Raw genomic sequence first — 21,605 nt, forward strand, 5'->3', positions numbered from 1 at the left:
TGCGCCATGCGAAGCGTTGACGGTCTGCCCAGATTCGGCCTCGACGCCTTGGACTTCGAAATTTGTATTCATGCGACGCGCTGTGCTGCGATTAAGCGGCGCGCGCGCATATTGGACCCACAGGTGACTGCCATCCGCACGCGCAATACGTTGTGGGCCGCGCTGTGGGGTCAGTATACGGGTCTGCAAGGCAGGCGGCGCCTCGTCGAACACTTCGCGCAGTGTGAGCCGGGTGACGGACGCGCCATGCGGCAACGCGAGGATACGACGCGCCATACGGCTCACGGCGCGCAGTTGGCCATCCTCCTCGACCGCAAGCACACCTGCGAGTGGCGTGGCAAGCCAACGAGGATCGTGCTGCACACGCAGCAGATGGCAACCGCGCAACGTCCCGAACAGACGCTGCTCAGCCGCGAACGCGGCGAGTCGGAACTGCTCCTTCATTTGCGAGAAATCACGCTGACCTGTGCCAGTAATATCAAGCGCGCCGACGACCTCGCCGTGCAGCCCAAAAAGCGGCACCGCAAGGCACGAGACGCGCTCGAACTCAGTGAGGTAGTGCTGGCCGCCAGTTACCGTCGTTTCGGTACCGTCGTGCAACACGCAGCTTGGTGCTGTCGTGCCGATGTGGGATTCCAGAATACGCCGGCCTGCGACAATCGGCAGGATCAGCTGGTCGCCACAACCAGCACTGCGCCGTGCGTGGATGACAGTGCCCTTTGGATTCACGCAGAAAATGGTCCAGTCATCGCCACCAAACGCGTCCCAAAGTTGCTCGATTTCATCGACGATGCAGCTAAACAGGCGGCGGTCATCAGCTGTCTCACGCACACTACGTGTACCAATAAGCAATTCGTATTCTGGCGCCTGCCAAGGCACTACGCCGGCGTCGCGCGAGCGTACCCATGAGCGCGCGACAGACTCGGGGAGCAAATTCGGCGTCAATACATCGGGCAATTGCTCGCCGCCGCCAAAGCGCTCGCGGGCTGAATGCAATTGCGCGAGCGCATTGTCGTTCGTGGACTCGGGCGCGGACGTGCGATTCATTCGGGGTCCCGTCATGGCGTTGCGTTGAAAGTAGAAGATCCGCGGCGATGCGCAGTTGGCCCGAAATAACGAGCGACACCGCGCCCTTTTTTTTGTGGTGCCACGCCAACCGTCAGGGTCCTTGGCGTGCGCAGGACGCTTCGATCACCAGAGACTCAAGGATACCGCAGCTCAAGGAAACCGGAGGCACTGCTGACAAACGCGCCAATCGTACCCCGGCCACGCCTCAACCAAGTCCGAAACGGAGAATCGGTTTGAGCGTGACGCCACGCGTACAATCTTCAACGATTTCGTTGAGTTGCTCCAACGGATAGAACTTCACGAGCTTAGCAAACGGGAATCACCTCGGCTGCCAAGGTTCGACGAGCCGGTGAGTGAAGCGCTGCGAAACGCAATCGCCTTCCACTATGCCGCGAATTATCGGCCCACCTAGCAGCAGATTGTTGCTTTCGAGGTGGGCCTTGGTGCGATCTGTAGCCCGCCCACATACTGACTGCGCCCAGCGTGTCACGCGACTAGACGGCGCTCGTACATACCTTAGGATGTCCATTCGATTGCAGTCGCAATTCCAGGCCAGTGCCAGTGAGGCCACAGAAGGCCTCAACAATGTCGATTGCCGCGCAGTTGGCGGTGTGCATTGCGCCCAGTCCCTTCGCGAGTCGAAGCCGCAAAGGACCCGCGACGATTGTCGTCGTGCCCCACGCGCGCCGTCACCACGGGAGACAGTCCCCAAGTGCCCCTGCCGGTCGAGATGCCCCATTCCAGCGGCATGGCGCTGACCGGATGCGCCATAGATCAGCGGGACGTAATCCCAAGGCTTGAGGTTCCTCTCGTTCGGGCCGTCTTGCTCGACGACACCAGTACCTTCGCGCCCCAACGCAGGGTAACGGCGCCGGATAGTATCGATCGCGCACGATAAAGTCCGTATGGCAGAGCTTCGTGGCGACCACACGCATGAGCATCTAAACGTACTTCCGCCCGCGCAAACATGCCATCTGGATCCAAGCGGTTCCCTTATTAAGTGCAACTGCGGCCGTGACACCGCGACCTGCAGTTGCTACTCATGCCCTCACTCAGCGAATCGTCGATGTGCTTCGGACCGCTCAAGCACCTGTGTCGATCAGATGGGATAGAGCGGGGCTTCACCCTTCAAGGTGAGCCACTGCCACTGCGTGAATTCTTCCCAGTTGGCCGGCCCACCTACGCTGGTACCATTTCCAGACGCGCCCACCCCACCGAATGGGTTAATGACCTCGTCGTTGACGGTCTGGTCATTGATGTGCAGGAGACCCGTGCGCAGGCGTTCGCCCATGCGCAGCCCACGACCTACGTCCGACGTTACGATGGCCATGGAAAGCCCATATTCGGTGTTGTTGGCGAGCGCAATCGCTTCTTCGTCGGTGTCGAAGGGCACAACCACCGCGACCGGCCCGAAGATTTCTTCGTTGAACGCCGGGTTCTGCGCCGTCACGCCGCTCAGCACGGTCGCTTCGAAGAACAGATCGCGGAAGTCGCCGCCCGTCTCGATGCGCGCCCCCGCGTCTGTCGCGGCGGCTAGCACGCGCGCGACGTGATCTCGCTGCCCCGCATTGATGATGGGGCCGAGCGCGACGTCATCGGTAGCCGGATCGCCGACAGTGAGGCTCGCCGCTTTCGCCACGAGCTTTTCCACAAATCGGTCGTAAATCTTGCGCTGCACGAGCACGCGGCCCGTCGCCATGCAGATCTGGCCCTGATGCAGATACGCGCCCCACGCCGTGTTGGCGACGGCGAGATCAAGATCGGCGTCGTCGAGCACGATCAGCGAATTCTTGCCACCGAGTTCGAGCGAAACCTTCTTCAGGTGGCGTCCTGCCGCCTCGCCGACCTTGCGGCCTGCGTTCGTCGACCCAGTGAACTGGATCATCGCAATGTGAGGATCGCTCGTAAGCGCCGCACCTGCCGCGCCGTCACCGGGCAGCACGTGGAGCACGCCCGCTGGCAGGCCAGCAAGTTCGAACAGGCGTGCGATTACAAAGCCGCCGCAGACTGAAGTGCGCGGATCTGGTTTGAGCACGACGGCGTTGCCGAGTGCAAGTGCCGGCGCCACCGCGCGCATCGCCAAATAGAGCGGAAAGTTGAACGGCGAGATGACGCCGACCACACCCAACGGACGGCGGCGAGCGAGCGAGAGGCGGCCGGGTACCGAAGGCAAAACCTCACCTGCGGAGCGAGACGGAAGAGCGCTCGCCTCGTGCAGCGCCTTCACCGTCACCATGGTTTCGAAACCAGCCTTCGCGCGCGTCGATCCGCTTTCGCGCACGATCCAGCCAGCGATCTCGTCGAACGCGTCTTCGGCGAGACGTGCGGCGCGGCGCAATACGGCAGCGCGCTCGTCATAAGGCAGCGCAGCCCAAGCCTGCTGCGCCTCGAACGCAGCCTTCGACGACGCGCCCACGAGTTCGGCGTCAGCCATGCCAATGCTTGCGAGGCGCTTACCGGTGGCGGGTTCCAAAACGTCGGCAACCGATGTGCCGTCCTGCCATACGCCTGTGAAGAGACGCCGATGCCAGTTGTCGTTGTCGAAAAGGCGTGCGGAAGTACCGGTCATGCTGAGTCCTTTCTGTATTTGGCGAAAGCCGTGTTGGAGTACGTCAACGACGCTTGCCGACGTACGCATCTAGGCACGCTACCAAAAGAAGGGTGAGCGCCGCCATCGGGAATTGTTCGCGCCCCCAGATTGCCCATATTTACAGCGTCAAGCTCAGAAAAGCGTTCAGCTATTGAACAGTGAGCGAATTGACGCGCGCTGCGTGAACGCGCAGACGAAGCAGGAGCGTGTGGAAGTCAGGATCGCGAGTCCGGAGCAATTCCGCGCTGCGGCGAGTGCGCGCCAGAACAGGACTGTGCCTTTGTGTCGATTTGAGACGGTTCATATGTCGTTCCCAACGCCGCAAAACGTGATTTGCGGCCCTCGAACTTACGCACAATCCTGCTTGAGGAACACGTGCTAAGTGTGAGTAGACCACGTAGTAAATGACCGACACCGCAGTAGGCATTTCGCGGTTCGTGGCAAAATCGACAGTTGAAAAGGGCACGGGCATGCACATCGATCAAGCATGGCGAGGTCTTCTCGCATACGGGGTAAATGCCTGTTTCGACGACCGACGTCTCGAGAATCACCATGTATTGCAACGCGGCATTTGTCGACGGAAACGAATATTCTCGTCACGAACTGCTCGGGCGGCCCACGACATTGTCCGTCGCCCCAAGATGCCCGCTGAAGGACATCGGCATGTTGAAGAACGGCGCAAACGATGGACTCCACTCGATCCAGGCGCGTAATTTGCCGAATATCGACGCAAGTCCCATGGTTACGTACCTGTCCTTCCGAACACGGGCCTTCCCGAGAACAGGCATTGCTCGCCTAGACATTGTATTCGGCCTCGCGAAATGCGTGGAAGCACGGTCGGCTAAAGATAAGCGGTAGTTCAAAGGCGGCGACCAGTCGGACCGAGGTGGTTGCTAGATGACGCCCACCCAAATCGGTGGGCACCTATTAATGTAAGAGTCCCAGAGCCACTGGTGGTCACGTCCGGCTGCAATGGCAACGAACACCGCAGTTCGTCCTCACAGCGGATGCTGACGCTTACCCTCAAGGCACTAGAGCAGGATGGGTTGGTGAGCCGAACCATGTACCCGAGCATTCCACCGCGCGTGGACTACGAGCTGACTGACTTGGGCCGCAGCCTTATGGAGCCGCTGCACACGCTGTACGAATGGGCAAAAGAGCACGGCGATGAGATGGCCGCGGCGCGGCAAATCTACGAAGCAAAGTCTGCGGAGCGCGCTGCCGTGCACGCGGCGCGGTTCTCGCCGAAATAGTGCGGGTACCATTCCACCGGGCGACGGTCTCGTCGCCTGCGGACTCGGGACGCGCGAGCTGCGTCCCTGCCCCGCGCTTCGTTCAACTGCAAAGGTATTAACACACCATATAACCAACCAGTACGAGAACAAGGAAAATGCCCTTCCCGACTCGGTTTGCAATCCCGGCAGACAAGAAGGCCCACAAGAAGGGTGACGAGTCACGGTATCTCTGATACCGCCGACAAGGCCGGCGTGTCCCGGTCAGGGTTGCTACCGACAAAGTCGCCCTGCTCGCAGCCGTACTCGACCAACGCGAAAGCGAGGAACGCGAGTTCCTATTCGGCGATGGTACGGTCCCGATGTGTTGGGCTGCCTTCGACTCGCTGATCTCCGTTGCGGCCCGTAACGAGACCCGACCAGACTCGGTTCGCGTGTTTGTGATCCTGGCCGCCGAATCCATACAGACTACCATCTAACGCAACCTGGACATCAAGCCATGATCGCCGTATCCATGGGCATGCACTGTCGCCCAAAGGTTGTCGCCGACGTTCAGTGGACGACACGCAGCGTTGATGTACACGCGAAAGACATTCCTCTTGCGACTCACGGAAACGGGCGCAAATCGCCATGCTTCGATGGCCTTCGAGACTTCTTTTTTTTCCAATCTCAGATATCGATTGATTGATCATAGATTCGATGTTGACGCGCAAATGTTTACGGAAATAATATAGTTAACCAATTCTCTACGCAAACTACCCAGCGCATCAAGCGTTTCAATTATTTAAGGCCGCAACATCATGAAGCTTAACTACGCACAATCAATTGATAACTTCTCTAACTCATTTCATCTCTCTAAAACAAAAAACCAACAAGGTAAAGACCATATCCCGGGTGGATTCAGCCGACGGACATTTGGATATGGACCACATGCGATCTTCGTCGAGAAAGGTGACGCACAGTATATTCAAACGATAGAAGGCCATAAATTACTCGACTTGAACAACAACTTCTCGACCAATGTCTTGGGGCATAATCACCCCGAAATCGTGAAGGCGATGCAAGCTATGCTCGAGACCGGTTTCTCTTTTGGCAATCCGACGGACGCCGAATTAGATCTTGCCAAAATCCTGTGTGAACGCATCGAATCCGTGGAACAGGTCAAGTTTTTCTGCTCCGCGAGCGAAGCATGTCTGGGCGCCATCCGAATTGCACGGGGTTATACGGGTCGAAAAGGAATCGCAAAATTCGAGGGAGGTTACCACGGCTTTACTGACGACCTCGCGATTTCCGCACATCCCAATCCGGACAACTTCCCCGGCCCCTCGTCTAACCCCAAATCCCTGCCCGATTCGGACGGAATCCCGTCCTACAAGAGTGAGCACGTCGTCGTGCTCACCCAGAATGACTTTGAATCTTGCGAAAGGATTCTTCGCGATAACGCGAAAAATATAGCCTGCCTCATCATGGAGTTGCAGTCGTGCGCTGGTGGTATCGTCGAACTCCAAAAGGACTTCGTACATAAGCTTCGCGCGCTCACAACAGAACTGGGCATTCTGCTAATTTTTGATGAAACGATCACGTTGCGTGCCGCGTACGGCGGCCTCCAGAACGTGTATCAAGTAAAACCTGACCTCACCGTCCTCGGTAAAATGATCGGCGGTGGTCTTCCGATCGGCGCTGTTGGAGGAACTCGCGAAATCTACCGTGTGGTGGAAGACAATCAGGTCATGATCTCTGGCACCCATCATGGCCATCCGCTGGCTTGCGCCGCAGGGACTGCGTGCCTCAAGGCGATGGATATCAAAGCCTATCAGCGGCTCAACGACTTGGCCGCAAAGATCAAGGAAGAGCTCAATGCCTGGGCCGAGAAATCCGGGTTCCCGTTTGTCGTCTTCGGTTCCTTCTCGGTATTGGGCTACGCTTTCACCAAACAAGCCGGCGAGCAAATCACGACCCATCGTGATTACTGGCACAAGATTGATGAGAACAGCATGAACGTCTACGCGCTCGAAATGGCGACTCGCGGCTACTTCCCTGTGCATCGTGGTCAGATTGGACTGACGCTGCCGATGACGGATGAGGATATCGACGGTTACATTTCAACGACTAAAGATATCATCCGCCAAATTTATTCCGACGATTAATTGAATTTTAGCGCTGCGTCTTGGAAGTTAAATATCTGATTCAAAAACGCGCGAACAATTTGATCGGGGTACGGTACGTTGCCCCGATTCCGGGAGAGAGAGCGAAGTCGGGAGCGAAATCGACCACGGATGCGTGCGCCGATTTCAGTGCAATTCTCGATGAACACAACTATCTTTTTGTTGGCAAATCGTCGACATCGCGGCGTGCCTCTGGAATTTGAGAGAGAGAGGCATCGAGAGTCTGTATAACGCATTCGCGCAACGATTTCGCCGCCGCGTTTCGATTACCCTTCAATGTCACCAGTGCTAGCGTGCTGCGCGGCGCGTCTTCCAACGGGACATAACGAACGCCAGGGTGAGAGAAAATTCGAGTAGCAGTTAACGGAAACGTATCAAAGGCACCGCCGTACGCTACCGCAGCGAGGCTCTCGGGCACTGACTGAACGAAAGCACCGATTCGACTCGGTTCATGACGTTCCGACGCCAGACTCCAATAAGACGCCCACTCTGAGGGCGCCCCTGCGGCCGCGACCGCAAAGGGTTGGTCGAAAAGATCGGCGGCCTGAAGCCTTGACGCGTGCGCAAGTGGGTGATTTGCAGGGACGACTACGACGCGTGGCTCGTCGTACATCACGTCAATTTCGAGGCGCTCATCATCGACTGGCAGCCTCATAAGAGCGGCGTCAACGCGCCCGCTGATCAGAGCCTGCACCTGATTGGTCATAGTCAGTTCGGTACACACCAGCCGGATGCCCGGATTCACACGCCGGAACAGACTGAGGATGAGGTGTGTGAGCTCGCCCGCAGCGTCGCCGAAGAAGCCCAGCTTCAGAATACCGCGACTCTTCTCCGCTATAGCGCGACACTCGACAATCGTATTTGACATCTCGCCGAGCAACTGACGAGCGCGTTCGATAAAACCTTTCCCCGCTTCAGTAACGATCACCCGGCGATTAGTTCGCTCGAACAGGCTAAAGCCAAGCTCGGACTCCAATTTTGCGATCTGCGCACTGAGCCCCGACTGGGCAATATTTTCGATCTCGGCCGCTTTGCCAAAATGTAAGGTTTCGGCGAGACGAATCGCCAACAAAAGCTGTCGTGTGTCCATCGAACTCATCCCTCCACGGACCCCGAACGCGCAATATTACAACCAGGGCCGGTACAACTGCGAGGATTCCGGCAGCGAGCGGTGTCCACTGACGATTGGGCTGGCTCCACTGTGCGGACGACGTATTGTGCAATCGCATAGATCCTCACTTCATACGCCTATCGTACCAAAGCCTTCTAGAAACGAGTAACGCATAATTGGGGGCGGATTATCGGGCTAAGCAAGCGGGCTCCGGAAATGCAACTTCCCGAGCCTTCTTGTGATCGGAAATTTCGATTGATTGATCAGCGATTTCGCATTGCTGGACAGAATATGCGAGCCAATAATCAGCTACCACGAAACGCATAAATCGCTACCAGCCCGGAGGAGCATCATGGAACAAGACCAGCCGACGAATCAGCTAAAGGCTGCATCGCTCGGAATTGCCGATATTGTGTTTTTCGTCGTCGCAGCAGCTGCACCGCTCGGCGCGACATTGGGAGCAGGGCCTGCTGTTTTTTCGATGGTAGGGAGTGGCGCCCCCACCTTGTACTTGCTGGCAGCTGGCGTCCTTCTATTATTCGCTATCGGCTTTGCCGCAATGAGCAGGTACATCGTAAGCGCGGGTGGGTTTGCCGAGCTTGTCAAGCGCGGCCTTGGCATTCGCGCGGGCCATGCTGCTGCCGGTGTTGCGCTCCTCGCCTACGTTTGCATGCTCATTGGCATTTACGCCCAATTCGCTGCCTTTGGCGCCGATACGATCAAGGAGTTCACCGCGGTCGCGATTGACTGGCGGCTGCTCGCAATAGCTGCGGTTCTTTTGACCGGCGTGCTCGGCTACATGGATATCGATCTTTCGGCAAAAGTGCTCGGTGTGCTGATGGTGCTTGAGGTTCTGATCCTCTTTATCTTCGACGTCGCCGTCCTCATAAAGACTGATTTCCACACTTCCACCCTGCAGGTTTTTGCGTTGTCGACACTGAGGGGGCCAGGCGTGGGAACGGCACTCATGTTCGCGTTCTCCTGCTTTGTCGGCTTCGAATCGACCACGATTTACGGCGAAGAAGCGCGAAATCCTCAACGGACGATCCCTTGGGCAACCTACATTGCAATCGGTTTGATCGGGCTGTTCTACACGCTCACGATGTGGTGCCTTTCACTCGCCTATTCAGGTCAGGACGTCCAGCATGAGGCGACTGCCAATCCCATCACGTTTGTGTTCAGCGCCAATACCCAGTTTGTCGGCGAGTGGTCAACCCAGTTGATGCAGATCCTCGTCCTCACTAGCGTCTTTGCCGTATTGCTCTCATTCCATAACGCACTCTGCCGTTATCTGTTCGCTCTCGCCCGCGGGCGCTTCCTTCCCGCGCGTTTGAGCAAAATCCATCGTCGTCACGGCAGTCCGTTCGTCGCCAGCGTTGTTCTGACGTTTTGCTGCGCAGCAATCCTCGCTGGATTCATGTTGCGCAACGCTGACCCTGTGCAGGTGATCTTTATGTGGATGGTCGCGCTTGGAACACTTGGGGTCCTCGTTCTCCAAACTCTTGGCGCGGTCGGTGTCATTGGCTTCTTTTCTCGGATTCACGAGCGCCCCGTCTGGCAAGGCGTAGTGGCTCCCGTGCTGGGTGCTTTGGGCCTCCTGGCGGTCGTGATCGTCGCCGTAACCAACTTCGGTGCACTGAGCGGATCCACCGAAGGCATTTCGACGAGACTCCCCTGGCTCGTCTTGATCGCCGCTCTGATTGGGGTGCTCAACGGGTTTCTCCGGCGCGGCACAAACAACACGAACAACGAAATGCTGGGGCAATCCCAATCCAACTGAGGTAGCTGAACCGATGAGAACAGTAGATGAACTGATCGGGCTCGACCGTCGTCACGTCGTACACCCACACTTGCCGCTCACAACCACCAATCGCACCATATTCACCCGTGGGAAAGGATGCAAATTATGGGATGCAGAAGGACGCCAGTATCTCGATGCCACTGGTGGGCTCTGGCTTGCTCAGATTGGCCATGGTCGGGAAGAAATCGCCGAAGTCGCCGCGCGACAGATGAAGCAGTGGGAGTATTTCACCTGCTTCTGGGATTTCACGAACGACAAAGCCATTGAGCTCGTAGAGAGATTGGCTCAAATGGCACCAGGTGACTTGGAAATGAGCTTCTTCACGAGTGGCGGTTCCGAAGGCGACGACGCCGCCATCAAGACCGCCAGGTATTACCACTATATGCGTGGCGAGCGCCGTCGTACATGGATTTTGTCACGCAAGAACGCCTACCACGGCCTCGCATATGGCGGCGGAACGGCCACGGGCTTCGCGGAGATGAACGAGGGTACCGGCCCGGGTCTGCCGCACGTTGCACATCTGACACCACCGCATCCGTATCGCAATTGGTACTTCGATGGTCAAAACATCACTGAATTCTGTGTGGCGGAACTCGAATCGACCATTACCCAAATTGGGCCTGAAAATATTGCCGCAATGATTGCAGAGCCGATCATGGGCGTTGGCGGGATGATTATTCCCCCTGACGACTATTGGCCACGGATGGCGGAAGTCCTGCGCAAGCACGGAATCCTTCTGATTTTCGACGAAGTTGTTACAGCGTTCGGGCGTGCGGGACGGTGGTTTGCTACTGAGCGTTTTGGCGTCTCCCCAGATATCCTCGTGACTGCGAAGGGAATTTCGAGCGGATATATTCCGCTCGGTGCGGTGTTGATGACTCGGGACGTCGCGGACACCGTTAGACAGGGACATGGCTACCCGGTCGGCTACACATACAGTGACCATCCCGTCGCGTGTGCAATCGCTTTGGAAAATCTTCGAATTCTCAATGATGAGGGGCTGGTTGATCGGGCGAACGATACTGGACGCTACATCGCGGAGCAGCTGGCGACTTTACTCAAACACCCCAACATAGGCGAGATTCGCCAAATGGGCCTTGGCATCGCACTCGAGCTTGTGGTCGACAAGGAGACACGCCGCCCTCTGCCAGACGCCGCCTCGAGAATTCCGGACATTATCCGCGACGAAACCGGCGTGATTGTCCGGATAAGCAGTGCGCAAAACCTTGTCCTTTCACCACCGCTGACTTTTTCCCGCGATGAGGCGGATCAGGCGGTCGAAGCAGTTAGCCGCGTCCTCATGCGTCTGAAGCCTGACGGCACGGTTTAAGCGCACGCACCTACACAGCTTCAGGCATCCGCAATTTCGTCTGCCGATTCTAGCATGCATCTTCCTAGGGTGCGTGTGATATATGCTCGCGCGTCAAATCATTGCCGAGATTTTCGTTAAAAAAGACTGTCATAAAAAAGGACATGGAGATTATCCAATGAAACGAATCAGTATGCTTTTCGGGGTAGCGGCACTTTGTACCGTTTGCAGCGCTCGCGCACAATCAACCATGACGCTGTATGGCGTACTAGACAACTCTATCCAGTACGTTCACAACAACGGCGGATCAAATAACTCACTATCGCTTCAGAGCAGCCAAATGCAACCATCCGTTTGGGGCTTGAAGGGATCGGAGGATCTGGGTGGTGGACTGTCCACTCTTTTTACTCTCGAGAGTCAGATCGACCTGAATAACGGTGCACTGGCGACAGACGGACTGTTCAATAGGCAAGCATATGTCGGGCTCAAGAGCGATACGTACGGGACGGTAACGTTTGGCCATCAGCTAGACGGACTTTTCGATCTCCTCATGCCAGTACAAGGGAACTACTTTCTCGAATACTTCACGTCACCGGGCGACGTTGACCTCGCTGACGGAACACTCAAAATCATTAACGCAGTCAAGTGGTTAAGCCCAAACTGGGGAGGGTTGCAGACCGCACTTCAATACGGCTTCGGTAATGTGGCGGGTGCGCTCGGCTCGGGCCAGTCATATAGTGCTGCGCTAAACTACTCAGTCGGATCGCTTATTCTCGCGGGAGGGTATTTTCACGCTGACAATGGAAACGAAAGGTATTCGGCTCGCGGTGAATCGAGCGCTAACGGAGGATTCTTCAGTCCCGTGAACCGCGCGTATGCTACTGCCAGTCGATATAACATTGCTCGCGCGGGGGCAGCATATGCAGCCGGTCCATTGACGTTCGGCGCATATTACAGCTACGTGGAATACCTTGCAGATGCCGATTCGACTTTCCTCAACAGCGAACGATTTAACAATGCATCCACTTTCGTTGCGTGGCAGACAACGCCAGAGGTCACGCTCGAAGTTGGATACAACTTTATGAAGTCACATGGTGATTCGTCGGCAACCTATCATCAAGTGACATTCGCCGCTGACTATGCCCTGTCGAAACGCACCGACCTGTACTTCTCAGCTGGGTATGGCCACGCTTCGGGCACCAACGGTGAAGGCCCGGCTCAAGCGGTCATCGCCGACAGCTATACCTCCGGCGGCACGAGTTCACAAGAGATCGCAATTGTCGGCGTTCGACACCGCTTTTAGGAACATCACGACTAGGGATTAAACTGTTGCCCCCTTGTTGACTTCGCAATACAGGAACCGAGGCGATCCAGCTACCGACGACGTCGCGCTCGGACCCATCATCAATGCGGGGCAGCGCGATCACATCGCGCGCGTGCTGGCCGCCGCAACAGACGCGGGGGGCGCGCATTGAGACGGGTGAAAGGAGGCGACCAGTCGGACCGAGGTGGTTGCTAGATGACGCCCACCCAAATCGGTGGGCACCTATTAATTTGAGCGTCCCAGAGCCACTGGTGGTCTGGTCCGGCTGTAATGGCAACGAACACCGCTCATCCTGCCGTGCAGGATCTGCGAGCCGAGCAGAGCTCTGGAATTCATTCTGCCTCCAGTGCCGATGCGGCGGCCAGAGCCGCCTCTAGCGCACGATGCCGCAGTTCGTCCCCCATTGCCGTTCCCTCGGCACGGATGAATTCCACATCCGATATGCCCAAGAAAGCGAAGTAGCTTTGCAGATGGCTTTCCTGGTGATCCATGGCCGCAATCGGAGAAGGCGCTGTGTAGAAGCCGCCGCGGGTGGAGGCAACAATGATGCGCTTACCACCGCACAGCCCGCCCTGCACCCCGGTCTCAGTGTAGTAAAAGGTTCTTCCAGCCACGACCAATCGGTCCATCCAGGCTTTCAACTGGCTGGGTACTCCCAGGTTGTACATCGGTGCGCCGATCACCACGACATCTGCGGCCAAGAACTCTTCAAGCGTCACGCTTCCCGCGGCGGGGGCAACGGCTAGGTGCTCCACCGGTTCGGCGGCCAGGTCATGGTAGATCACGACAGCGTCGGGATTGGCCTCTCGCAGGCGGCGGACGATGGCCGCGGTCAATTGGCGGCTCACGGACTGTTGACCGGCGATGCTGGAATCAATATGTAGAAGCTTCATGGGCTAATCCTGTAAGTAACGGACAAAATGTTCGTGCCGTCATGTTAGATTCGACGAGGAATTGCACAAGGAGGCACTTTTATGAGCGATACGAACACAGATGTTCGCGGCCACGACCACCCGGTCTGTGCCTCGGTCGTAGATGTTTTGGCTCGAATTGGCGACAAATGGACGGTCATGGTCGTAGGTACGCTGAGCGAAGGTCCGCTGCGATACAACGAGCTCCAGCGTCAGGTGGGCCGCATTTCACAGCGGATGCTGACGCTTACCCTCAAGGCACTAGAGCAGGATGGGTTGGTGAGCCGAACCATGTACCCGAGCATTCCACCGCGCGTGGACTACGAGCTGACTGACTTGGGCCGCAGCCTTATGGAGCCGCTGCACACGCTGTACGAATGGGCAAAAGAGCACGGCGATGAGATGGCCGCGGCGCGGCAAATCTACGAAGCAAAGTCTGCGGAGCGCGCTGCCGTGCACGCGGCGCGGTTCTCGCCGAAATAGTGCGGGAAACGACATACCGAAAATCTAAATTTCTTTAGCCGTGAACGGTAAGGAGACCGCGCCAAAGCGGGGGCGAAATCGGGTGACAGCGAGTATGGCCGCAAGGAAGTTAATATTGGGTCAATGGACTCCGCCTCTTCCGATGCGCCTTCCGTCCTCCAGTTGCGAATCAGTCTGCGCGGGGTGAGCCCGCCGGTCTGGCGGCGACTTCTGATTCCCGAGCAGGTCACGAGTGCGCAACTGCATCGTGTGATGCAACTCGCCATGGGCTGGAGCGACGAACACCTGCACCGGTTCATCATCCGCGGATGGAGTTACGGTGGACATCGTGACGGCACGTTGCAGTTCTTGACGGCCCAGACACCCTGTCGTTGGCCGCGTTTGACCGGCTTTACGCGCCGCTATCAACGCGCAACGGTGCTCGGCTCTGCTCGTTGTTCAAATGAACGAATTTGCGCAGCAGCCGGATAAAATCTTCAGAATCTTCCTCCCCCATACCCTCGAACAATCCAGCGCGGAGCTCTTGTACCGCAGGCCGAAACTTGTTCAGCAACTTTTCCCCTGCCGGCGTGAGGAGGAGTTTTCTCTGTCGACGGGGCAAAACCTCGCGCAGAATCCAGCCTTTCGCCTCCATTCGTGCAGCCATCTCTGCCGTCGTCGACGTATCGAGTGCAACCCTCTGTGCGAGAGTGACCTGGTCCAAGCCAGGCGATTCATAAAGCATGCGTAACACCGCGTACTGAACCGGCGTTACTTCGCGCCCTAATTTCTCATGGAACATCGCAACAGCGATTTGATGCGCACGGCGTATCAAATGTCCCGGCTCCTCATAGAGGTCCAGGCTGGACGCTACTTCGTTAGCGACGCTCATGTTTTCCTCAGTTGAAATCATCGCACGCGTGTAAAAGCGCTCGTATTGCGGGAAAACCAGTATACCGCGCGACTTGTGTGTATGGCCATCAATGAGTACACTGAATGTCATTCAGTGTACGGAATATTACTTCCAAACGTCAGAATTCAAGTCCCCCCATGGAGACGTAAATTGTTTTTGAAGAATGCCTGGTATGTTGCCTGCACGCCAGACGAGATTGGTGAGGCCAAGCCCCTCGGCCGGAAGATCTGCGGTGAATCAATGGTGTTCTATCGAGCTGCGGACGGCATCGCGACCGCGCTTGAAGACTTCTGCCCTCACCGAGGTGCCCCGCTGTCACTCGGTTTCGTACGAGACGGCACGCTCGTGTGCGGGTACCACGGTCTTGAAATGGGGTGCACCGGCAAGACTTCTGGCATGCCGGGTCAGCGCGTCAGCGGTTTTCCAACTATCCGCAGCTACCCTGTTATCGAGAAATACGGCTTCGTGTGGGTGTGGCCCGGTGACCGCGACGAGGCGGACCCCGCAAAGCTGCTCCATCTCCCGTGGGCGGACGATCCCGCATGGGCACACGGCGGCGGCCTGTATCACATCCGCTGTGACTACAGGTTGATGATTGACAACCTCATGGACCTGACGCACGAAACTTACGTCCACGCTAGCAGCATTGGCCAAAAGGAAATCGACGAAGCAGCCCCGAAAACGACAAGCTCTGGCGATGAAGTTATCACAAGCCGTTTCATGCAGAACATCATGGCCCCGCCTTTCTGGCGGCTCGCGCTACGAGGAAACGGGTTGGACGACGACGTTCCAGTCGACCGTTGGCAAATTTGCCGCTTCACCCCTCCCAGCCACGTGATGATTGAGGTGGGCGTTGCCCATGCCGGTCACGGCGGCTACGAAGCCCCGGCCGAATTCAAGGCATCCTCCATCGTGGTTGATTTCATCACTCCGGAGACCGAATCGTCGATTTGGTACTTCTGGGGCATGGCAAGAAACTTCCGTCCGGAAGACAAGGACCTGACTGCATCCATCAGGGAAGGCCAAGGCAAGATTTTTGCCGAAGACCTCGAAATGCTTGAACAGCAACAGCGAAATCTCGATGCCTGGCCGGAGCGCGCGCTGCTGAAGCTGAACATCGATGCCGGGGGAGTGCTTTCTCGCAAAGTCATCGACCGCCTACTCGCCGAAGAGCTCAAGGCAAATTCGCAAAAGAAGGTGATCCCGATTGAAAGGGTGTCGGAGCGGTCATGAACACAGCAACTCTCGACGTTAAGGTTTCGCGCAAATGGACTGAAGTGCAGGGCATTTGCGGATTTGAACTGACAGCAATCAACGGAGCAAGTCTCCCTTCGTTCAGCGCAGGGGCGCACATTGACGTGCATCTCCCTGACGGGCTGGTTCGGCAGTATTCGTTGTGCAACAACCCGAACGAATCGAACCGGTATCACATCGCTGTGTTGCGTGCGGCAGATGGACGTGGTGGCTCTAAAGCGATACACGACCTTGTCCAGGAAGGTGACAAGGTAAAAATTAGTGAACCGAAAAATCACTTTCCGCTGGCGCATGATGCTGCGCATCATCTCTTGCTTGCCGGGGGAATCGGGATAACGCCAATCCTCTGCATGGCGGAACGTTTGTCGGTGGCGGACGAAAACTTTGAAATGCATTATTGCGCCCGCTCACGAGGCCGGACCGCTTTTGTGTCGCGAATCGACTCCTCCCATTTCGCCCATCGCGTGAAGTTTCACTTTGATGACGGCGACCCCGATCAGGTATTTGACATTGCAAAGACACTTGAGCAGGCGCCCGCCGATAGTCACCTATATGTTTGCGGGCCTCGTGGCTTTATGGACGCAGTATTGGCCGAGGCTCGCAGACAGAATTGGGTCGAGGGCCGACTCCACTATGAGTTCTTTGGAGGAGTCGTAGAGCAATCCGCGGGTGATAAGACGTTCCAGGTGAAACTGGCCAGCAACGGCGTCACCGTCGATGTGGCGCCTGGTTGGACGGTCGTGCAGGCTTTGGCTGAGACAGGAGTCGAGTTGCTCACTTCGTGCGAGCAGGGAGTCTGCGGCACTTGCTTAACCCGAGTTCTTGACGGAACACCGGACCATCGCGATTCCTATTTGACCGACGAAGAAAAAGCCGCCGGTGACCAGTTTATGCCCTGCTGTTCGCGTTCAAAGACTCCAGTCCTAGTGCTGGACCTCTAGGCGAATCGAAGCACTTGGCAAAATCCTGCTCGACGCAATGCGTGAGAAAGGTTTAAGGCCTTAGGAGAAAAGAATTGGAAAACCTTGCGTTAGAGAAGCCTATCACCTTGCACCGAACCGCCTTTCCAATGAATCAGTGGTGGGTGGCGGCCTTCTCATGGGAACTCGATGCCAGGCCTGTTGCTCGGAAAATACTCAACCGCCCGATGGTGTTCTTTCGCCTGCCGACCGGTGAGGTAGGGGCGCTCGAAGACCGCTGCTGCCACAAGGAACTGCCTCTTTCGTGTGGTTCTGTCGAGGCGAAGGGAGTTCGCTGCGGATATCACGGATTGCTGTTCGACCGCCAAGGTACATGCATCGAGATTCCCGGGCAGGAGCGCATCCCCTCGAAAGCTCGCGTGCTGTCTTACCCTGTCGTCGAACGTGACCAGATTGTCTGGGTTTGGGTTGGGGGCAATGCTGCTGGCACGCCATCCTCCGAGCCCCCTTCATATCCGGTTCATTCTGACTCCCGTTATCACTTTGGTGGCGGAAACTACCACTACGAAGCACCCTATCAACTAATTCACGACAATCTGATGGACCTGAGCCATCTGGGCTATGTCCATCTGAAGACCATCGGCGGAAACGCTCCCGTACACATGAACGCGAAAGCTACGGTGAGCACTGACGGAGACACAGTCAAGCTTGTTCGCCAGATGCCAGCCTCCGATCCGCCCCCGACCTACACCGCTGCATGGTCGTTCACAGGGCTGGTCGATCGCTGGCAAGAGATTGAATTCCGCGTCTCGCATATCCGCATCTGGACAGGTGCGCTTGACGCCGACTCTGGAGACATTGACGACCCTGAGCGTGGAGGCTTTCACATGCGCGGCTTCCATGGAATCACACCCGAAACCGACGAAACAACCCACTATTTCTGGACGGTTGCCAGCAACCCTCAAACAGACGTTGAGCGGGTCAAACAGACCGTCATCGAGCAAAGCGCTGCGACGTTCGACGAGGACAAGGTTGTGATCGAGGCGCAGTACCGTAATCAGAAGGAGTTCCCCGTTCGTCAGCAGATTGATATTCACGTCGATGTCGGACCCAACCGGGTACGTCGTGTAGTTGAGCGGCTGCTCCGTCAACCAGAGGCTGCGTAAAGGTCAAATCAACAGATTGGAGACAAACTTATGTCGTCGAATCGTGGTGTTGCATATGTAAGCCCAGGGAAAGTGGAAGTTCAGTCAATTCCTTTTCCGACGCTCGCGGACCCAAGAGGCCGCAAGATTGACCATGGGGTCATTCTGAGAGTGGTTTCAACGAACATTTGTGGCTCTGACCAGCATATGGTCCGAGGCCGTACGACCGCGCCCGCCGGCCTCATTCTCGGGCACGAAATCACTGGGGAAGTCATCGAGCTGGGGCGTGACGTTGAAACGCTCCAAAAGGGAGACCTGGTTTCGGTTCCCTTCAATGTCGCGTGCGGCCGCTGCCGGACCTGCAAGGAGCAGCATACCGGCGTATGTCTCACAGTAAATCCGGCGCGAGCGGGCGGCGCATACGGCTACGTCGACATGGGCGACTGGGTTGGCGGCCAAGCGGAATACGTTATGGTGCCATATGCCGACTTCAACCTCCTGCGCTTCCCCGACAAGGAACAAGCGATGGAGAAGATTCGCGACCTGACCTGTCTGTCTGACATCTTGCCAACGGGCTATCACGGCGCGGTTACGGCTGGAGTCGGCCCCGGCAGCACGGTGTACGTGGCGGGCGCCGGTCCCGTCGGTCTTGCGGCCGCCAGTTCCGCAATTCTGCTGGGCGCAGCCGTCGTCATTGTCGGCGACATCAATTCGGCACGACTGGACCATGCCCGGAAGCAGGGTTTCCAGACGGTCAACCTTTCAGATCACGCCAGTCTCGCCGACCAAGTTGCCGAGATCCTGGGGATGCCAGAGGTCGACTGCGCGATTGATGCCGTTGGCTTCGAAGCACGTGGACACGGGCATGACGGCGCGAAGCATGAAGCGCCAGCAACGGTGCTTAACTCCCTCATGGAGATAACGGCGGTCGCAGGGAAAATTGGCATCCCAGGTCTTTACGTGACCGAAGACCCAGGGGCGATAGACACTGCCGCACAGAAAGGTTCCTTGAGTATCCGCTTCGGTTTGGGATGGGCAAAGTCACATAGCTTCTTCACCGGGCAGACCCCGGTCATGAAGTACAACCGCGCCCTCATGCAGGCAATTCTCTGGGACCGCATCAAAATTGCGCAGGCGGTCGGCGTTGAGGTCATCTCGCTGGACGACGCCCCCAATGGCTACTCGCAGTTCGACTCGGGTGCGCCCAAGAAGTTTGTAATCGACCCGCACAACCTCTTCCGGAATGCAGCCTAATCCTTGAGATACGGGACGGTCGTCACTCCCTACGAGGCCGTCCCGGTGCTTGACCTGCATTCCCAAATGCTTTATCAGCAGCAGCTTTGCCCCACACGAAGATGGATACGAAATTGAAGAGCCGTTACTCCCACCATGTCACGCTCCAGGAGAACTACGCGCCAGTAACGGAAGAGCTGACGGTTGTGGACCTTCTTGTTACCTACGGCACCCTGTCAGCAGGACTGCCCGGGACGCTGTACAGGAATGGCCAGAACCTGCAATTTCCGCCGCTGGGTACGCGCCATCACCGCTGGCGTACTTCCACGAACCCGTATTCGTTCCGTGCACAGAGAAGGCCGCAGAAGGAGGCTGGATTGTCACTGTGATGTGCAACCGCGAGAAGGAAATCAGCGAGTTCGCCGTCTTTGACGCTCTTGATGTTTCACATGGCCCCTTGCCAAGGTCGAGCTTCCGAGTCGCATCCCATATGGCTTTCACGGCGGCTGGTTCCCGGTCTAAAAAAAGCCTATGTCAGAACGACCTGAAGAACCTGAAGAACCCTTCAGGTCAACAACCGAAATCAGGACTGCAAAGTGCTTTCTTTTGAAGAAATTTTTGAAAGGCAGAAGGCTTACTTCGCTACGGGACGTACCCGTTCCTTTGAGTGGCGTAAGGCCCAGCTGTCCAGCCTCGAAGCTTTGCTCCGCGAGAATGAGGGTGCATTCTATGAAGCACTGGGGATGGACTTCAAGAAAGCTGCCTTCGAACAGTATATGGAAGTCCACGGTCCTCTTGCGACTATCGCAAATGTATTGCAGAACTTGCAGCAATGGATGGAGCCGGAAACGGCTGAGATCCCCGGAGGGCTCGCGGCGTCGGGGCACCAGGGGAAAATATTCTATGAGCCATACGGCGTCACCCTTGTGATTGGTCCGTTTAACGCACCTCTGATCCTTCTTTTTGAGCCGGTGATTGCTGCACTTTCGGCTGGCAACACGGTCATTGCGAAACCTTCGGAAGCGACCAGCTACACGAGCGAACTCCTGCTTCAACTCGTGCCGAAATACTTCGAGGCTGAAGTGTTTGCGCTCGTGGCCGGCGCAAAGGAGGCTGTTATTGACCTACTTGCTCTTCCGTTTGACTTCATCGCTTTCACTGGTAGCGAGAAGGTAGGAAAGATTGTGATGCGTGCTGCGGCCGAACATCTCACACCGGTACTCCTTGAACTCGGTGGACAAAACTGCGCTGTCGTGGACGAGACTGCGAATATCGAACATGCGGCAACGCAACTAGCATGGGGCGCAACCGCGATTTCTGGGCAGTGGTGCGTCTCGCCGGGATACGTGTTTGTCCATTCGTCCGTCGCGGGCAAGTTCGTACAAGCCTGCAAGACCGCGCTCCTAGAAATGTACGGGAGTGACGCCCGCTCCAGTCCAGACTACAGCCGAATGAAAAGCCCGGACGACGTTCGACGAATTGCGCAGATGACAGCGGGGGCTTCCGTGGCATACGGTGGTCGCTTTGATGTAGCAGACTGCTATATCGAGCCAACCATTATCTATCCGGCAAGACGTGATGAGCCGGCAATGTGTGGCGAGATTTTCGGGCCCGTGCTACCTGTTCTGCCATACGACGACCTTCAGGAGGTGATCCAGTTCATCTCCGCAAAACCGAAAGCGCTGGCCGGCTACATGTTCAGCAACAACGCCGAGAACGTGCAGACGTTTCTTGACGGCGTGTCATTCGGCGGCGGATGTGTGAACAACACAAATATACATTGCTGGCTGGGAGGACTTCCGTTCGGCGGAGTGGGCCCATCTGGCATCGGTAAATACTTCGGAAAACACAGCTTTACAACGTTCTCAAATAGAAAGTCGATGCTGCTCTCGCCGTCGGAGCAACTACTCAAGTCGCTGTATCCGCCTTACTCCCCAGAGAAGCTTGGAGAACTTGGGAGCCTCCTGAGCTAGGAGTCAGGCAAGCGTTGGCCGGTTGCATTGGTAAATATAACAGGTTCCAAGCTATCAGGGTTAGTGGGTCATGGCTGAGTCGGACGCTAACAATTCAAATCGTCAGATTGCCCCCATAGCCGACTAATTAAACACGGAGACGTTGACTTAGCGATATCTAACTGCCTATCACCACGCACAGCACGAGGACGTGC

The 21,605-nt window shown here is 56.8% G+C and carries 19 protein-coding genes; 14 read left to right on the forward strand and 5 right to left on the reverse strand.

Annotation, left to right across the window (positions count from 1 at the left end):
* The coding region (locus U5A65_RS40015; RefSeq protein ID WP_321949616.1) for a GAF domain-containing protein at positions 1-1,047 on the reverse strand (1,047 nt) is incomplete at its 3' end.
* A gap of 1,120 nt (positions 1,048-2,167) precedes the next feature.
* Complete coding sequence (locus U5A65_RS40020) at positions 2,168-3,637, reverse strand: benzaldehyde dehydrogenase (protein ID WP_321917588.1); 1,470 nt, start codon at positions 3,635-3,637, stop codon at positions 2,168-2,170.
* A 974-nt stretch (positions 3,638-4,611) separates the two neighbouring features.
* Here U5A65_RS40020 and U5A65_RS40025 point away from each other — a divergent pair.
* The gene (locus tag U5A65_RS40025; protein ID WP_321917586.1) at positions 4,612-4,911 is read left to right on the forward strand and encodes a helix-turn-helix domain-containing protein; all 300 of its coding nucleotides are present in this window, start codon (positions 4,612-4,614) and stop codon (positions 4,909-4,911) included.
* A 779-nt stretch (positions 4,912-5,690) separates the two neighbouring features.
* Positions 5,691-7,037 carry an aspartate aminotransferase family protein gene (locus U5A65_RS40030; RefSeq protein ID WP_321917585.1) on the forward strand — a complete coding sequence of 449 codons (1,347 nt, stop codon included), beginning with the start codon at positions 5,691-5,693 and terminating at the stop codon, positions 7,035-7,037.
* A 169-nt stretch (positions 7,038-7,206) separates the two neighbouring features.
* On the opposite strand, the gene U5A65_RS40035 is transcribed toward U5A65_RS40030, so the two are convergent.
* Positions 7,207-8,145 (reverse strand): LysR family transcriptional regulator, encoded by a 939-nt coding sequence (locus tag U5A65_RS40035; protein WP_321917583.1) that lies wholly within the window; start codon positions 8,143-8,145, stop codon positions 7,207-7,209.
* Between the two features lie 373 nt (positions 8,146-8,518).
* On the opposite strand from U5A65_RS40035, the gene U5A65_RS40040 reads away from it, so the two are divergent.
* From U5A65_RS40040 to U5A65_RS40050, 3 genes are all read left to right on the forward strand, one after another.
* Positions 8,519-9,946: an APC family permease gene (locus U5A65_RS40040; RefSeq protein ID WP_321917581.1), complete on the forward strand. Its 1,428-nt coding sequence runs from the start codon at positions 8,519-8,521 to the stop codon at positions 9,944-9,946.
* 13 nt (positions 9,947-9,959) lie between these two features.
* Positions 9,960-11,297 carry an aspartate aminotransferase family protein gene (locus tag U5A65_RS40045; RefSeq protein WP_321917579.1) on the forward strand — a complete coding sequence of 446 codons (1,338 nt, stop codon included), beginning with the start codon at positions 9,960-9,962 and terminating at the stop codon, positions 11,295-11,297.
* A gap of 157 nt (positions 11,298-11,454) precedes the next feature.
* Positions 11,455-12,579 (forward strand): porin, encoded by a 1,125-nt coding sequence (locus tag U5A65_RS40050; RefSeq protein ID WP_321917578.1) that lies wholly within the window; start codon positions 11,455-11,457, stop codon positions 12,577-12,579.
* 353 nt (positions 12,580-12,932) lie between these two features.
* Here U5A65_RS40050 and U5A65_RS40055 read toward each other — a convergent pair whose 3' ends face one another.
* Positions 12,933-13,493, reverse strand: a complete 561-nt coding sequence (locus U5A65_RS40055; RefSeq protein WP_321917576.1) for an FMN-dependent NADH-azoreductase — start codon at positions 13,491-13,493, stop codon at positions 12,933-12,935.
* Positions 13,494-13,574: 81 nt separating this feature from the next.
* On the opposite strand from U5A65_RS40055, the gene U5A65_RS40060 reads away from it, so the two are divergent.
* Together U5A65_RS40060 and U5A65_RS41060 are read left to right on the forward strand one after the other, a co-directional pair.
* The gene (locus tag U5A65_RS40060; RefSeq protein WP_321847154.1) at positions 13,575-13,994 is read left to right on the forward strand and encodes a helix-turn-helix domain-containing protein; all 420 of its coding nucleotides are present in this window, start codon (positions 13,575-13,577) and stop codon (positions 13,992-13,994) included.
* A gap of 123 nt (positions 13,995-14,117) precedes the next feature.
* A complete protein-coding gene (locus U5A65_RS41060; RefSeq protein WP_408602550.1) occupies positions 14,118-14,465 on the forward strand; it encodes a plasmid pRiA4b ORF-3 family protein in 348 nt (115 codons plus the stop codon).
* Here the strand turns inward: U5A65_RS41060 and U5A65_RS40065 are convergent.
* A complete protein-coding gene (locus U5A65_RS40065; RefSeq protein WP_321847160.1) occupies positions 14,386-14,865 on the reverse strand; it encodes a MarR family transcriptional regulator in 480 nt (159 codons plus the stop codon). The two genes, U5A65_RS41060 and U5A65_RS40065, sit on opposite strands and share 80 nt — an antisense overlap.
* A gap of 171 nt (positions 14,866-15,036) precedes the next feature.
* Here U5A65_RS40065 and U5A65_RS40070 point away from each other — a divergent pair, with 171 nt between their 5' ends.
* The 7 genes from U5A65_RS40070 to U5A65_RS40095 all read left to right on the forward strand — a co-directional run bounded on the left by U5A65_RS40070 (position 15,037) and on the right by U5A65_RS40095 (position 21,411).
* On the forward strand, positions 15,037-16,119 hold the full coding sequence (locus U5A65_RS40070; protein ID WP_321917574.1) for an aromatic ring-hydroxylating dioxygenase subunit alpha: 1,083 nt from the start codon (positions 15,037-15,039) through the stop codon (positions 16,117-16,119).
* Positions 16,116-17,081 carry a PDR/VanB family oxidoreductase gene (locus tag U5A65_RS40075; RefSeq protein ID WP_321917572.1) on the forward strand — a complete coding sequence of 322 codons (966 nt, stop codon included), beginning with the start codon at positions 16,116-16,118 and terminating at the stop codon, positions 17,079-17,081. The genes U5A65_RS40070 and U5A65_RS40075 overlap by 4 nt, the downstream gene beginning before the upstream one ends.
* Positions 17,082-17,209: 128 nt before the next feature.
* Positions 17,210-18,226: an aromatic ring-hydroxylating dioxygenase subunit alpha gene (locus tag U5A65_RS40080; protein ID WP_321847161.1), complete on the forward strand. Its 1,017-nt coding sequence runs from the start codon at positions 17,210-17,212 to the stop codon at positions 18,224-18,226.
* 30 nt (positions 18,227-18,256) lie between these two features.
* Positions 18,257-19,459, forward strand: coding sequence for a formaldehyde dehydrogenase, glutathione-independent (fdhA, locus tag U5A65_RS40085; protein WP_321917571.1), 1,203 nt, complete (start codon positions 18,257-18,259; stop codon positions 19,457-19,459).
* 101 nt (positions 19,460-19,560) lie between these two features.
* Complete coding sequence (locus U5A65_RS40090; RefSeq protein ID WP_321917570.1) at positions 19,561-19,827, forward strand: hypothetical protein; 267 nt, start codon at positions 19,561-19,563, stop codon at positions 19,825-19,827.
* The gene (locus U5A65_RS41065) at positions 19,752-20,048 is read left to right on the forward strand and encodes a carotenoid oxygenase family protein (protein WP_408602551.1); all 297 of its coding nucleotides are present in this window, start codon (positions 19,752-19,754) and stop codon (positions 20,046-20,048) included. The genes U5A65_RS40090 and U5A65_RS41065 overlap by 76 nt, the downstream gene beginning before the upstream one ends.
* A complete protein-coding gene (locus U5A65_RS40095; RefSeq protein ID WP_321847159.1) occupies positions 20,035-21,411 on the forward strand; it encodes an aldehyde dehydrogenase family protein in 1,377 nt (458 codons plus the stop codon). The genes U5A65_RS41065 and U5A65_RS40095 overlap by 14 nt, the downstream gene beginning before the upstream one ends.
* The last annotated feature ends 194 nt before the right edge of the window (positions 21,412-21,605 follow it).

This window comes from Paraburkholderia sp. J10-1 (assembly GCF_905220165.1).
GTDB lineage: Bacteria > Pseudomonadota > Gammaproteobacteria > Burkholderiales > Burkholderiaceae > Paraburkholderia.

Coding starts and splice junctions, on each gene's coding strand:
- U5A65_RS40020 (WP_321917588.1), bottom strand. CDS start 3,637: ATGACCGGTACTTCCGCACGCCTTTTCGACAACGACAACTGGCATCGG.
- U5A65_RS40030 (WP_321917585.1), top strand. CDS start 5,691: ATGAAGCTTAACTACGCACAATCAATTGATAACTTCTCTAACTCATTT.
- U5A65_RS40035 (WP_321917583.1), bottom strand. CDS start 8,145: ATGGACACACGACAGCTTTTGTTGGCGATTCGTCTCGCCGAAACCTTA.
- U5A65_RS40040 (WP_321917581.1), top strand. CDS start 8,519: ATGGAACAAGACCAGCCGACGAATCAGCTAAAGGCTGCATCGCTCGGA.
- U5A65_RS40045 (WP_321917579.1), top strand. CDS start 9,960: ATGAGAACAGTAGATGAACTGATCGGGCTCGACCGTCGTCACGTCGTA.
- U5A65_RS40050 (WP_321917578.1), top strand. CDS start 11,455: ATGAAACGAATCAGTATGCTTTTCGGGGTAGCGGCACTTTGTACCGTT.
- U5A65_RS40055 (WP_321917576.1), bottom strand. CDS start 13,493: ATGAAGCTTCTACATATTGATTCCAGCATCGCCGGTCAACAGTCCGTG.
- U5A65_RS40060 (WP_321847154.1), top strand. CDS start 13,575: ATGAGCGATACGAACACAGATGTTCGCGGCCACGACCACCCGGTCTGT.
- U5A65_RS41060 (WP_408602550.1), top strand. CDS start 14,118: ATGGACTCCGCCTCTTCCGATGCGCCTTCCGTCCTCCAGTTGCGAATC.
- U5A65_RS40065 (WP_321847160.1), bottom strand. CDS start 14,865: ATGAGCGTCGCTAACGAAGTAGCGTCCAGCCTGGACCTCTATGAGGAG.
- U5A65_RS40075 (WP_321917572.1), top strand. CDS start 16,116: ATGAACACAGCAACTCTCGACGTTAAGGTTTCGCGCAAATGGACTGAA.
- U5A65_RS40080 (WP_321847161.1), top strand. CDS start 17,210: ATGAATCAGTGGTGGGTGGCGGCCTTCTCATGGGAACTCGATGCCAGG.
- fdhA (WP_321917571.1), top strand. CDS start 18,257: ATGTCGTCGAATCGTGGTGTTGCATATGTAAGCCCAGGGAAAGTGGAA.
- U5A65_RS40090 (WP_321917570.1), top strand. CDS start 19,561: ATGGATACGAAATTGAAGAGCCGTTACTCCCACCATGTCACGCTCCAG.